Source organism: Methylobacterium sp. E-016, assembly GCF_022829745.1.
In the GTDB taxonomy this organism is placed as follows: Bacteria; Pseudomonadota; Alphaproteobacteria; order Rhizobiales; family Beijerinckiaceae; genus Methylobacterium.
This window is the reverse complement of record NZ_JAKSYF010000040.1, coordinates 1-12,929: the sequence shown is the minus strand read 5'-3', so window position 1 is coordinate 12,929 and position 12,929 is coordinate 1. Positions and strand designations below refer to the sequence as shown.

Genomic DNA, 12,929 nt, shown 5'->3' with positions numbered 1-12,929 from the left:
CAGCCTTGGCACTCATCTTCCACGAGTGCTAACGGCCAGGGTTGGACGCGGGTCTCCGCGGCATCAACGCCGATTTGCGAATTCAAACAAGAGGGCAGCTCATGAAGTTCCGTCCGCTGCACGACCGGGTCGTCGTCCGCCGCATCGAAGGCGAAGAGAAGACCAAGGGCGGCATCATCATCCCCGACACCGCCAAGGAGAAGCCGCAGGAAGGCGAGATCGTCGCCGTCGGCCCGGGCGCCCGCGACGAGGCCGGCCGCATCAACGCGCTCGACGTCAAGGCCGGCGACCGCGTCCTGTTCGGCAAGTGGTCGGGCACCGAGGTCAAGATCGACGGTCAGGATCTCCTGATCATGAAGGAATCCGACATCATGGGCGTCGTCGCCTGAGGTCTTCGGACACCTGACGTAACCGCCCTTCGAGGCCCGCCCGGGTCTTGGGGCTTCTCCACCAACGAAAAGGAATCCTGCACATGGCAGCGAAAGACGTTCGTTTCTCCTCCGACGCGCGCGACAAGATGCTCCGCGGCGTCGACATCCTCGCGGATGCCGTCAAGGTGACGCTCGGCCCGAAGGGCCGCAACGTCGTGATCGAGAAGAGCTTCGGCGCGCCGCGCATCACCAAGGACGGCGTCACCGTCGCCAAGGAGATCGAGCTCTCCGACAAGTTCGAGAACATGGGCGCCCAGATGGTGCGCGAAGTGGCCTCGAAGACCAACGACATCGCCGGTGACGGCACCACCACCGCGACCGTGCTCGCCCAGGCGATCGTCCGCGAAGGCGCCAAGTACGTCGCCGCCGGCATGAACCCGATGGACCTGAAGCGCGGCATCGACCTCGCCACGGCCGCCGCGGTCAAGGACATCATCGCGCGCTCCAAGAAGGTCGCCTCGTCCGAGGAGGTCGCCCAGGTCGGCACGATCTCGTCGAACGGCGACAAGGAAATCGGCGAGATGATCGCCCACGCGATGCAGAAGGTCGGCAACGAGGGTGTCATCACCGTCGAGGAAGCCAAGACCGCCGAGACCGAGCTCGACGTCGTCGAGGGCATGCAGTTCGACCGCGGCTACCTGTCCCCGTACTTCATCACGAACGCGGAGAAGATGGTCGCCGAGCTCGAGGACCCCTACATCCTCATCCACGAGAAGAAGCTGTCGTCGCTCCAGGCGATGCTGCCGGTGCTCGAGGCCGTGGTGCAGACCGGCAAGCCGCTGGTCATCATCGCCGAGGACATCGAGGGCGAGGCGCTCGCCACCCTCGTGGTCAACAAGCTGCGCGGCGGCCTGAAGGTCGCGGCCGTGAAGGCGCCGGGCTTCGGCGATCGCCGCAAGGCGATGCTTGAGGACATCGCGATCCTCACGCAGGGCCAGATGATCGCCGAGGATCTCGGCATCAAGCTCGAGAACGTCACTCTGCCGATGCTCGGCCGCGCCAAGCGGATCCGCATCGAGAAGGAGACCACGACGATCATCGACGGTTCGGGCGAGAAGGCCGACATCGAGGCGCGCGTCGGGCAGATCAAGGCGCAGATCGAGGAGACCACCTCGGACTACGACCGTGAGAAGCTCCAGGAGCGCCTGGCCAAGCTCGCCGGCGGCGTCGCGGTCATCCGCGTCGGCGGCGCGACCGAGGTCGAGGTCAAGGAGAAGAAGGACCGCGTCGACGACGCGCTCAACGCCACCCGCGCTGCGGTGGAAGAGGGCATCGTCCCCGGCGGCGGCACCGCCCTGCTCCGCGCCAAGAAGGCGGTCGCCGCCCTCTCGAGCGACAACCCCGACGTCCAGGCCGGCATCAAGATCGTGCTGAAGGCGCTCGAGGCCCCGATCCGTCAGATCGCCCAGAACTCGGGCGTCGAGGGCTCCATCGTCGTCGGCAAGATCACCGACAACACCAGCTCCGAGTCCTACGGCTTCAACGCCCAGACGGAAGAGTACGTCGACATGATCCAGGCCGGCATCATCGACCCGGCCAAGGTCGTGCGCACCGCCCTGCAGGACGCGGCCTCGGTCGCCGGCCTGCTCGTCACCACCGAAGCCATGATCGCCGACTCTCCGAAGAAGGACAGCGGCGCCCCCATGGGCGGCGGCGGCGGCATGGGCGGCATGGGCGGCGGGATGGACTTCTAAGTCCAAGCCACCATTGCAACGTCGGAAGGGGGTCGCCGCGAGGCGGCCCCTTTTTTCGTTGCGCTTGGGCCCGGGTCGGCGCCGTCTTCCCGACGCTGTGAAACGATCGGCGAGCGGACGCTTGGACGACGAGGGGGCTCGGGCGGCTTCGGGGAAGCCTGCAGCAGATCTGTCTCGACCATTGGCCGCGCGCGCGCGGCCTCCCCCGGACATCCTGAGCGGGAGGCTCTGACGCGACGCGCTTCAAGCCTTTCAACCGGGAAGTCGACGAGAGCCGCGGCGGCGATTCTGCGAAAAGGACGACAGGAGCGATCGACGACGCGCCGTGTCAGCCCGCCCGCTTTCCGCAGCGGACGTAGGATGCGGTGCCCTTGCCGCTCGTCCAGGTCAGGCGGTCGCCGTCGACGACGAGGCGGACCTGGGAGGACCAACGCCGGCCGCGCTCGGCGCAGTCCGCGGCCATGGTCCAGGCGTTCCCGACGCGTCGGCCGTCGTGGAAGCTGCAGATCGTCCGCCCGGCACTGGCGCGCTCAGGCGTGATCGTCGCGGGGATGTAGCCGCGTCGGCGCGAGCGCTTGCCGCAGGCGGCCTCGGTCGGGCCCCAGGTCCCGACGTACTCGGCGCGCTCAACCCGCGGCGGCGGTGCGGGCACCGAAGCAGCGGCCGGTGCCGAGACCGCCGCGACGACCGGAGCCGGCGCTTCGACGACGCGCGGCACCTGTACCTCGGGCACCGGCGTCGCGGCCGCGACGGCGATGGTCTGCGGCAAGGGGGGGAAGCCGAAGGCGGGCACCTCCGGCGGGGCGGCGGCGGCCGGCCTGAACGGGAGATCTTCGCTGAGGAACGTCACGCTGTACCCGAACAGCGTGCCCCAGCCGGCGGCGAGCGCGACGAACAGCGCGACCCAGCGCTTCGAAACGGGACGGCCCGCTCCGCTGCTCTGTTCCGTCGGGTACGCCTCGAGCCCCGCCGCCATCGTCATCCCGCCCTCCCCTTCGTGGGCCGCACGCATCCGACGCCGAAATCTTCCGTGCGCCCGTCCGTCGCGACGCGGGAGCGATGGAGATGCCGAAGGTCCGCTGGGACGCCGCCTCGAAGATCCAGCGATTCGCAGACTGCGCACCGCGGGCGACGAAATCTTAACAAGTCTTGCGCGGCGCGAAATCCCTAAACGCGCGAATACGGCGCTGCGGCGGCGACGGATCGCAGGTGGGTCTTCGACGCGACACTTCCGGCGTTGCATCGGTGCAATGGCGGGTGCGCCAATTCACTGCCATGCTCGCGCGCCGCTCCCTTCAGGGCGAGCCAACGAGGCGCCCGATTCCCAGCGATGAGATGCTTCGCCACGGCTCTTGTGATCGCCCTCGTGTCGGGGCCGGCCTCGGCGCAGACGCGGCAGGCGACACCGCGCATCGCCTGCGCGGACGCGATGGAGATGGTCAAGCGCGGCGGCGACGTGACGATCGCGGTCGGCGGCGCGCAGCCCGAGCGCATCGTGCGCGACCGCAGCTTCTGCGACCTGTCCGAGATCGCCGAGCTTCGCCTCGTGCCCACCCGCGACAACCCGCAATGCCCGATCGGCTATCGCTGTCGCGAGCCGGGCTTCGAGGAATGGAACTGGTAGGCGGCCGGCTCACGCGCGGTTGAGCGTCGCGCCCTGGCCGGTGCCACGATCTCGCCACGACCCGCGGTCACTGCCGCCGGGAAGGGCTTCGCGAACGGAGCCGATCGTCAAGATTTCCGGGAGACGCGCGTGGCCGCACTTCGAAGCGGGCTCGGCCTGCAGGCCGTCCTCACGGCGCTCGCCGCGCTCGCGCTGCTGGCAGCACCCGGCGTCCCCTCCCCGCCGCTCTACGTCTCGCTCGCGGGCTTCGCCATGGCCGGCATCCTGCTCGCCTCGGCCAACCTCTCCGCCTACCTGAAGGTCTTCGTCTCGGTCTACGGGATCGGCTACCTCGTGCTCGCCGGCGGCAAGACGCTGGCCGCGATGGGAGCGCTGCCGCCGACGCTCGCTGCCCTGCTCCCGCCGGACTTCGCGGCCACGGGCGCCGTGGTGTTCGGCGGGTTGGTCCTGGCGATCTCCTACCTGAAGCCGATCCGCGCGATCACCCTGATCGCCGATCCGTACTTCGCCAGCCGCGAGGCGCCGACCCGGGAGATCGGCCCGTTCCGCTTCTTCGGCAACACCGAGGGCAAGGTCGGGCAGCGGCTGGTGGCGCTGTCGATCTTCATCACCTTCGCCCAGGTGGCGCTGCAGCTGCGCCTGAACTTCTGGTTCCGCGACCTGTTCAATGCGCTGCAGGAGTACAATGCCGACGCGTTCTGGTACCAGCTCGTCTGGATCTTCGCCCCGCTCGCCACGATCTGGGTCGTGGTCGGCATGTTCGACACCTTCGTCGATGCGTCGCTCCACCTGCGCTGGCGGACCTGGCTGACCCGGAGCTTCTACGAGCGGTGGCTCGACGGCGGCACGCATTACCGCATCCCCTTCACCGGCGAGCACGCGGACAACCCGGACCAGCGCATCCAGAGCGACGTCAACCTGTTCATCTCGCAGACGACGACGCTCTCGATCCGCCTGCTGTCACAGGCGGCGACCCTGGTCTCGTTCATGGTCATCTTGTGGGGCCTGTCGCGCGATTTCGTCTTGCCGTTCACCGACACCGTGGTCCCGGGCTTCCTGGTCTGGCTCGTCGTCGGCTACGCGCTGGTCGGCACCTGGCTGACGCACCTGATCGGACGCCCGCTGATCGGGCTCGACTTCCGGCAGGAGAAGGTCGAGGCCGACTTCCGCTTCTCGCTCGCCCGCTCGCGGATCTACTCCGAGCAGATCGCGCTCCTGCGCGGCGAGCGCGCGGAGAACGTCAGGCTGAAGAGCCTGTTCGGCGAGATCATCGACAACTACCTCGGCATCATCTACCGGCGGATCAAGCTCGGCAGCTTCACGCTGTCCTACAGCCAGATCAGCGTGGTGTTTCCCTACATCCTCGCCGCGCCGAGCTACTTCCTCAAGAAGATCACCCTCGGACAGTTCCAGCAGACCGGCGACGCCTTCTCCAGCGTGCAGTCGTCGCTGTCGTTCTTCATCAACTCCTACGTCACGATCGCGGCCTACAAGGCCAACACCAACCGTCTCGCCTCGTTCAAGCGCGCGATGACGCTGGCCGAGGCCTATTCCGCCGCCTCCGACGGGCTCGGCCACGGCAACGCCACCGGGTCCGACGTGACCGCGACCGGGCTGACGCTCGCCCTGCCCGACGGGCGGACGATCGTCACCGCCGACAGCCTTGCGATGACGAAGGGCGCGTCGACGCTCGTCACCGGCCCCTCGGGCTCCGGCAAGTCGACCCTGTTCCGCGCGATCGCCGGGATCTGGCCGTTCGGCAAGGGCCGGATCGACGTGCCCGCCGGCCAATCGGCCCTGGTGCTGCCGCAGCGGCCCTACATTCCCCTCGGCACGCTGCGCGGTGCCGTGTGCTACCCGAACACCACCGACCAGTTTCCGGACGCGGCGATCCGCGAGGCGCTGGTCGCGGCGCAACTGCCGGCTCTGGTCGATCGCCTGGACGAGGTCGACGCCTGGGACCAGCGCCTGTCCGGCGGCGAGCAGCAGCGCCTGGCGATCGCCCGCGCGGTGCTGGCCAAGCCCGAATGGCTGTTCCTCGACGAATCCACCGCCGCCCTCGACGAGCCGAGCGAGGCCGGCATCTACCAGATGCTGCGCGAGACCCTGCCCAACACCACGATCGTCTCGATCGGCCATCGCTCGACCCTGCACGAGCACCATCAGCGCCGGGTCGACATGCAGAGCACGGGGGACGGCCGGTTCAGCCCGCGCGAGTTTCGCGCCGTCGCGCCAGCGGAATAGTCCCGGCTGCAAAACGTAAGACACCGCCGTTAGACGGCTCATCGTCGTCGCTCGAAGTCGCCGTACAGCAATGCGGGAGGGTTCACCCGTCCGCATTGCCAGGTTGAAATAATAAAGGAACCCTCCGGCAGTCCTGACGTTTGATACCCGCCTCAAGAAACTGCGGAGAAACGCATGACCAAGATCACCACTTTCGCCGGTGCCGCCGCCCTCGTTCTGATGTCGTCGGCCGCGTTCGCCGCGCCGTGCTCGACCGGAACCACCGTCACCCCCGACAAGGACGCCAGCAAGGCCTCGACGGTCGATCCGAAGGCCACCGCCAACACCAGCCCCGGCGCCAAGGGCGAGTCGCCCGGCACCGTCGGCGCGATGAACAAGGCCGGTTCCGCCGCCGGAGCCACCTCGCCGGCGGATGTCAACGCCCAGGACAAGGGCAACCCGACCGCCGCGCAGGCTGCCAAGAACGATTGCTGATCGATGATAGCGGATCGGCATCGATCCGATCCGAGACGTTGCGCCCGCTCCGGGAAACCGGGGCGGGCGTTTTCGTGCGCCTAGCGCCGCAGGCCGGTCGCCGCCAGGGCGGCCTTGCGGATCGCGTCCACGTCCGGCGGGCCGGGCTTCACGACCCAGCTTCCGCCGACGCAGAGAACCGCGTCGAGCGCGAGCCAGTCCGGCGCCGTCGCCTCGGAGATGCCGCCGGTCGGGCAGAACCGGACCTGCCCGAACGGGGCGGCCAGCGCCTTCAGCGCCTTGATCCCGCCGGACGCTTCCGCCGGGAAGAACTTGAACCGGTCGAGCCCGTGGTCGAGCCCGCGCATGATGTCGGCGGCATTCGCCACCCCCGGCAGGTAGGGGATGCCGCGCTTCAACGCCGCCTCGGTGAGCGGCGCGGTGAGGCCGGGGCTGACGATGAACGTCGCGCCGGCTTCGATCGCCGCGTCGAGGTCGCGCTCGTTGAGGACCGTTCCCGCCCCGACCACCGCGCCTTCCACCCGCGACATCGCGCGGATCACGTCGAGGGCGGCCGGCGTGCGGAGCGTGACCTCGAGCGCGGTCAGGCCGCCCTCGACCAGGGCTCGGGCGATCGGCTCGGCATGCTCGACGTCCTCGATCACGAGGACGGGGATCACGGGGACGGAGCGCATCAGCGCGTCGATGCCGGTCATGGTTGGATCTCCCGTTTCGTGATCAGAGGCCGGCGGCCGCGAGCATCGCCGAGGCGCCCTGCTCGGCCCCGTCGGCGCCGTGGCGCATGAAGGCGAACAGCTCCCGCCCGGTCCCGGTGGCCGGCGGCGGCGCCGCGGCCTCGTCGCGGGCGGCGAGTTCCGCGTCGTCGACGAGCACCTGCAGCAGCCCTTCCTCCGCGCTGAGCCGCACGATGTCGCCGTCGCGGATCTTCGCGATGAGGCCGCCGCCGAGCGCCTCCGGGCTGAGATGGATCGCCGCCGGCACCTTGCCCGACGCACCCGACATCCGGCCGTCCGTGACCAGGGCGACCTTGTGGCCGCGGTCCTGCAGCACGCCGAGCTGCGGCGTGAGCTTGTGCAGTTCCGGCATCCCGTTGGCGCGGGGGCCCTGGAAGCGAACCACAACGACCACGTCGCGCTCGAGCTCGCCCGCCTTGAACGCCTTCAGCACGTCGTCCTGGTCGTCGAAGACGCGGGCCGGCGCCTCGATCGTGCGGCGGTGCTCGTCCACGGCGCTGGTCTTGAAGGTGGCGCGGCCGAGGTTTCCCTTCACCAGGCGCATCCCGCCATCGGCCTGGAACGGCGCGGCGGGCTTGCGCAGCATCGTGTCGTCGAGGCTCTCGGGCACCGCCTCCTCGAAGGTCAGCGCGTCGCCCGACAGCTTCGGGTCGCGAGCGTGGTCGCGCAGGCGCGCACCGGACACGGTGAGGATGTCGTCGTGCAGCAGGCCGGCGTCGATGAGGCTCGCCATCACAAAGCTCATCCCGCCGGCGGCGTGGAAGTGGTTCACGTCGCCCGAGCCGTTCGGATAGACCCGGGCGATCAGCGGCACCACACCGGACAGCCGGTCGAAATCCTCCCAGTCGAGAACGATGCCGGCGGCACGCGCCATCGCCGGCAGGTGGATCGCGTGGTTGGTCGAGCCGCCGGTGGCGAGCAGCCCGACCACCGCGTTGACGATCGCCTTCTCGTCGATGCAGCGCCCGAGCGGCCGGTAGTCGTTGCCCGACGCGCCGATCTCCGACAGCCGGTGGATCGCGGCGCGGGTCACGGCCTGTCGCAGCTTGGTGCCCGGATTGATGAACGAGGCGCCGGGCATGTGCAGGCCCATCACGTCCATCATCATCTGATTGGAGTTCGCAGTGCCGTAGAACGTGCAGGTGCCGGCCCCGTGATAGGAGGCGGATTCCGATTCCAGCAGCTCCTCGCGCCCGACCTTGCCCTCGGCGTAGAGCTGGCGGATGCGCTGCTTCTCCTTGTTGGCGATCCCCGTCGGCATCGGCCCGGCCGGGATCAGGATCGTCGGCAGGTGGCCGAAGCGCAGCGCGCCGATGATCAAGCCCGGCACGATCTTGTCGCAGATGCCGAGCAGGGCGGCCCCGTCGAACATGCCGTGGCTGAGCGCGACCGCCGCCGACAGGGCGATGGCGTCGCGCGAGAACAGCGACAGCTCCATGCCGCGCTGGCCTTGGGTGACGCCGTCGCACATCGCCGGCGTGCCGCCCGCGACCTGCGCGGTCGCGCCGACCTCGCGGGCGAACAGCTTGATCTGCTCGGGGTAGCGTCCGTAGGGCTGATGCGCCGACAGCATGTCGTTGTAGGCGGTGACGATGCCGATGTTCATCGCGCGGCCGGAGCGGATCGCGGCCTTGTCCTCGCCGGAGGCCGCGAAGCCGTGGGCGAGGTTGCCGCAGGCCAGCGTCGGCCGGTGAACGCCCGAATCCCGCTCGCGCCGGATGAGGTCGAGATAGGCGGCCCGCGAGTCGCGCGAGCGCTCGACGATGCGGGCCGTCACCGCCGCGACCACCGGATGAATCTCTGTCATCGCATGCCCTCTCGACGGCTCGGAGCCGAAGCGCTCCGAGACCGTCCTGTCCGTGGTCGGGCTCGGGTGAGCCGACCGTGATGCGAACGTCTAGGCCCGCTGCCCGACCGTAAGATGGCGGCGACGGGCAAGACGGCAGGGGAAGCCGGAGCGTCGAGCCTCAGTACTGCCAGAAGATCCGCTGCAGTTCCTTGGTGTCGCTGGTCTTGGTCAGCGCGACCGCCGCGAGGATCTTCGCCTTCTGCGGGTTCAGGTCGTGCGCGACGACCCAGTCGTAGGTGTCGTCGGGCTGCTCGGCGTTGCGCAGCACGAACCCGTCGGGCACCCGCGACGAGCGGATGATCAGCGTGCCCTTGGCGCGGATGTCCTTCAGCGTGTCGACGAGATAGCCCGGCACCGAGCCGTTTCCGGTGCCGGCATTGACGATCGCCTTGGCGCCGGCATCGACCGCGGCCTTGTAGGCGCCGGGGAACATGTTGCCCGAGCCGTAGACGATCGCCACCAGCGGCAGGCTGTCGATCGTGTCGATGTCGAACTCGGAGCTGGTGCCGTGGCGCTTGTCGAGGCTGCGGAAGAAGTAGGTCTTGCCCTCGACCACCATGCCGAGCGAGCCCCACTGGCTGAAGAACGCGCTCGGCACGATGTTGGTGCGCTTGGTGGCGTCGCGACCGGACTGGATCTGGTCGTTCATCGTCACCGTCACGCCCTTGCCGATCGCCTCCTTGCTGCCGGCGACCGCGACCGCGTCGAGCAGGTTGAGCGCGCCGTCGGCGGAGATGGCGGTGGACGGGCGCATCGAGCCGACGACGACGATCGGCTTGTCGGTCTTCACCACGAGGTTGAGGAACAGCGACGTCTCCTCCAGCGTGTCCGTGCCGTGGGTGACGACCACGCCGTCCACGTCGCTCTGCTTGACGAGCTGCGAGACGCGCTTGGCCAGCTGCACCAGCTGCGCGTCGGTGAAGCTCTCGGAGGCGATCTGGAAGACCTGCTCGCCGCGGACGTTGGCGATGGCCGACATCTGCGGCACCGCCGCGATCAGCTTCTCGACGCCGACCTTGGCCGCCTGGTAGGTCGCGCTGTTGGCGGCATCCGCGCCGGCGCCGGCGATGGTGCCGCCGGTGGCCAGGATCACCACGTTGGGCTTGCCGACCTTCGCCTCGACCGCCGCGTCGGGCATCTCGCGCGCGATCGCCGCCCGCGGCAGCGACAGGCTCGCCAGGAGAACGGCCGCGACCGCGGCACACCAGCTGGATCTGACAGACAGCATCGACAATCCTTCGTCATGACCGCCGCGGCGCGGCGTGCCGGCCGCATGGTAGGCCGGCCGTCCTACGAGGCAAGAACGAAGCCGCTCGCCGAAGCGTCGCCCTCGCCGAACCGTCATGCCGGATCGTTCCGCGAGCTTGAGCGTTTCCTCGAAACATTCGTCCGGAAGAGGCGCCCCCATGCTGACCTTCGCCAGCCTTCTGGAAGACGTGAAGGGCAACGCGCCCGCCCGTGCAGCGATGTCGCTTCTCGACGCGGCGCTCGCGCGTCGCACGTCGGACGAGCAGGGCGCCTTCTGGCGTGCGATCGACCTGTATTACGTGTCGCGCAAAGCGCCGGGCGCCGAGCCGCAAGCGACGGAGGCGGGTCCCTCTCCCACCACGCAGGCCCCGTGACGATCGGGCCTCGTCCGGCGAGACCGAGGGGGTGATCTCCGGCGAGGCTTGCGCGGCGGTCCCGCTCCGGCCGATCACGCGCACGGCGCGGCACTGCCGGGCCTTCGTGCCACCGCGATCCACAACAGTCAGGAACCCCATGTCCGAACCCGACGACGAGCCCCTCGACGCCGTCTCCCGCCTCTACGCGAAGATGCTGGCGATGGAGATCGTGATGGGCGTGCTGATCGGGCGCCTGTCGGAGGCGGACCCCGAGGTTCGAGAGGATGTGAAGCGCGACGTCGCGGTGCTCCTGGCCGACATGCCGATCGACGGGGCGAGCGAGGAGCTGATCGCCGCCGAGGTCCGTCGCGCTGCCGAGGCGCTGACGAGCGTGCGGATCGCCTGAGCGAGCGGATCGCCGTCGTCGTCAGGCGAACGGGTTCTTCACGATGGTCGGTTCCGTCTTCGATTCGGCGACCCTGCCCGGCAGGTCCGCCGCCTCGAGCGACGCGACGATCGCGTCGACCGTGGCCTTGAGCGCACGCGCCTGGGCCAAGCCCGCCGCGTCCCGCGTCAGGTCGAGGGAGCCGTGGAGCGCGATCGTCTCCGGGCCGTTCTCGAACGCGAGCGCCCCGATGGTCCTCACCGCGGCCCCGTCAGCGAAGGGTTCGAAGGCGGCCTCGCCGTCCGTGGATTTCTTCATGGCTGATCCTCAGAAGATCGCGCGGAGCAGTTGCCGCAGCGCACGGTGCAGCGCGCGCACGGCCTCGTGGCCGAGCCAGTCCTGCCAGGTCTGCTCCCGTCCGCGGGGACGATGGTTGGCGATGTCGTCGCGGGAATAGGCGCGCGGCTCCGGTAGGGTCATCGCCGAGGCCTTCTGGCCCGGCGGCAGCGACGGGAAGGCGTCGATCCCGGCGATGGTGCGGAGCGCAGCGAGGGACACCGACTGGAAGGTCCCGCTGCCGTCGTTCGGCGCGAGCCAGGCACCGCCCTCCCCGGCCACCGGATCGTAGATCGCCTTGAACATCTGCGTCGGCACCAGCACCCGGCCGTTGATCGAGGCGAGCCCGTCGCCCGCGTAGACCGGCCCGGTCACGACGAAGAGCTGCCCGCGCCGGGTCGCGAGCCGGCGGGTGCTCTCCTCGATCGCGGCCCACAGGCTCCGGTTCAGCACGCGATCCTGCGGCACGATGTTGGCGAGGCTGAAGGATTGCGCCTGAGCCTCGCCGGTCGGCATGTCGCCGGCCGGCGCGAGGTGGCCGCGGTCGAAGCCGCTGCGGACGTAGTCGTCGAGCCGCGCGCGGTCGTCCGGCGGGACGCGGTCCTCGTCGTGGAAGGCGTCGATCCGCTCCACCAGCCGCGCCGCCGCGACGCTCGCTCGCGTCAGGTGCTCCGCGGCGTAGAGCGGCGTTCGCGCCACGCCGGAATGCAGCACCGCGTAGGCATCGAAGCACAGGGCCAGCGTCCTGGGGGCGAGCTTCGGGTTGGTCAGCTCCGGAGCTCGGCCGTCGGCGAACAGCGCCGGGCAGGCGTCCGACGACCGCGCCGCGCCGCATCCGAGCAGGAGGACGACGGCGGCGAGGCGAGCCGGCTTCAGGAGCACGTGCGGACCCTTCGCGGGCCCGACGGCGTCGGGCGCTCGCGCCACGCGCACGGCCGCCCGAGCGTCCCCTCGAACGGGCGCACGTCGCGGTCGGGCCCACCCGGCACGGTCCGCGGCGAGCAATCCCCGAGATAGGCACACGCGAACGTGAAGTCCCCGTCGACCGGGCGGGGATCGGCCTCGGCTCCGGTGCTGAAGACGATGGTGAGAATGGTCAGGATTCCGGGCAGCACAATGCGGAGCGACGCGGGCCTCATGTGGCAGCGAAGGCACGAAACCGGGAAAAGGGAGGGATGAAACATTGATCGGATCCCACAAGGTCCGTAATTGGCACTATCATAACAGCGGCCGTACCAACGTTCCCGCGAGCGGGCGACGGCGAATTCGGTCGAGGCGTGGTCGGAACGACCCCGTCGTCACACGAGAGGCGGACCGCGTGCCGGTCGCCTCGGATCGACGCGGCCTGCCACGGATGCCTTTCGGGCCGGACGTCATAAGCGAGCGAGTGGTTCATTGACACCTCAAGAAAACGCCCCCTCGATTTTGGACGGTTTGTCCGAGACGTCCGCGTTGCGGTTGCTTCCGGAGAGCGATCTCCGGGCGGTGGCGGACGCGGTTCGCTCGGAGATGATCGAGGCCGTGTCGGTGACGGGCGGTCATCTCGGGTCGGGG

General features: G+C 69.4%; 14 protein-coding genes. 8 read left to right on the top strand and 6 right to left on the bottom strand.

What is annotated here, in order from left to right:
• The first annotated feature begins 101 nt into the window (after positions 1 to 101).
• Positions 102 to 389 carry a co-chaperone GroES gene (groES, locus tag MKK68_RS02545; RefSeq protein WP_055886789.1) on the top strand — a complete coding sequence of 96 codons (288 nt, stop codon included), beginning with the start codon at positions 102 to 104 and terminating at the stop codon, positions 387 to 389.
• Positions 390 to 472: 83 nt separating this feature from the next.
• A complete protein-coding gene (gene groL, locus MKK68_RS02540; protein WP_147725401.1) occupies positions 473 to 2,125 on the top strand; it encodes a chaperonin GroEL in 1,653 nt (550 codons plus the stop codon).
• A 328-nt stretch (positions 2,126 to 2,453) separates the two neighbouring features.
• Here groL and MKK68_RS02535 read toward each other — a convergent pair whose 3' ends face one another.
• Positions 2,454 to 3,107, bottom strand: coding sequence for a peptidase inhibitor family I36 protein (locus tag MKK68_RS02535; RefSeq protein WP_244028510.1), 654 nt, complete (start codon positions 3,105 to 3,107; stop codon positions 2,454 to 2,456).
• Positions 3,108 to 3,455: 348 nt separating this feature from the next.
• Between MKK68_RS02535 and MKK68_RS02530 the strand changes: the two genes are divergently transcribed.
• The 3 genes from MKK68_RS02530 (at position 3,456) to MKK68_RS02520 (ending at position 6,467) form a co-directional block, all read left to right on the top strand.
• The gene (locus tag MKK68_RS02530; RefSeq protein WP_147725400.1) at positions 3,456 to 3,749 is read left to right on the top strand and encodes a hypothetical protein; all 294 of its coding nucleotides are present in this window, start codon (positions 3,456 to 3,458) and stop codon (positions 3,747 to 3,749) included.
• Positions 3,750 to 3,878: 129 nt separating this feature from the next.
• On the top strand, positions 3,879 to 5,993 hold the full coding sequence (locus MKK68_RS02525) for an ABC transporter ATP-binding protein/permease (RefSeq protein ID WP_244028508.1): 2,115 nt from the start codon (positions 3,879 to 3,881) through the stop codon (positions 5,991 to 5,993).
• 174 nt (positions 5,994 to 6,167) lie between these two features.
• Positions 6,168 to 6,467 carry a hypothetical protein gene (locus tag MKK68_RS02520; protein WP_147725398.1) on the top strand — a complete coding sequence of 100 codons (300 nt, stop codon included), beginning with the start codon at positions 6,168 to 6,170 and terminating at the stop codon, positions 6,465 to 6,467.
• An 80-nt stretch (positions 6,468 to 6,547) separates the two neighbouring features.
• Here the strand turns inward: MKK68_RS02520 and eda are convergent, their stop codons facing one another.
• The 3 genes from eda to MKK68_RS02505 form a co-directional block, all read right to left on the bottom strand.
• Positions 6,548 to 7,162, bottom strand: coding sequence for a bifunctional 4-hydroxy-2-oxoglutarate aldolase/2-dehydro-3-deoxy-phosphogluconate aldolase (gene eda / locus MKK68_RS02515; protein ID WP_244028506.1), 615 nt, complete (start codon positions 7,160 to 7,162; stop codon positions 6,548 to 6,550).
• 22 nt (positions 7,163 to 7,184) lie between these two features.
• Positions 7,185 to 9,008 carry a phosphogluconate dehydratase gene (gene edd / locus MKK68_RS02510; protein ID WP_244028504.1) on the bottom strand — a complete coding sequence of 608 codons (1,824 nt, stop codon included), beginning with the start codon at positions 9,006 to 9,008 and terminating at the stop codon, positions 7,185 to 7,187.
• Positions 9,009 to 9,168: 160 nt separating this feature from the next.
• Positions 9,169 to 10,278 carry a type II asparaginase gene (locus MKK68_RS02505; protein ID WP_244028502.1) on the bottom strand — a complete coding sequence of 370 codons (1,110 nt, stop codon included), beginning with the start codon at positions 10,276 to 10,278 and terminating at the stop codon, positions 9,169 to 9,171.
• Positions 10,279 to 10,456: 178 nt separating this feature from the next.
• On the opposite strand from MKK68_RS02505, the gene MKK68_RS02500 reads away from it, so the two are divergent.
• Complete coding sequence (locus MKK68_RS02500) at positions 10,457 to 10,672, top strand: hypothetical protein (RefSeq protein ID WP_147725394.1); 216 nt, start codon at positions 10,457 to 10,459, stop codon at positions 10,670 to 10,672.
• Positions 10,673 to 10,811: 139 nt separating this feature from the next.
• Entirely contained in the window at positions 10,812 to 11,060 is a 249-nt protein-coding gene (locus tag MKK68_RS02495; RefSeq protein ID WP_244028500.1) for a hypothetical protein, read from the top strand.
• A 21-nt stretch (positions 11,061 to 11,081) separates the two neighbouring features.
• On the opposite strand, the gene MKK68_RS02490 is transcribed toward MKK68_RS02495, so the two are convergent.
• Together MKK68_RS02490 and MKK68_RS02485 are read right to left on the bottom strand one after the other, a co-directional pair.
• Positions 11,082 to 11,357: a hypothetical protein gene (locus MKK68_RS02490; protein ID WP_244028498.1), complete on the bottom strand. Its 276-nt coding sequence runs from the start codon at positions 11,355 to 11,357 to the stop codon at positions 11,082 to 11,084.
• A 9-nt stretch (positions 11,358 to 11,366) separates the two neighbouring features.
• Positions 11,367 to 12,257, bottom strand: a complete 891-nt coding sequence (locus tag MKK68_RS02485) for a DNA/RNA non-specific endonuclease (protein ID WP_405042548.1) — start codon at positions 12,255 to 12,257, stop codon at positions 11,367 to 11,369.
• 513 nt (positions 12,258 to 12,770) lie between these two features.
• Here MKK68_RS02485 and MKK68_RS02480 point away from each other — a divergent pair.
• Positions 12,771 to 12,929, top strand: a 159-nt coding sequence (locus tag MKK68_RS02480; protein WP_243936377.1) for a 1-deoxy-D-xylulose-5-phosphate synthase N-terminal domain-containing protein, incomplete at its 3' end; no start/stop codon positions are given.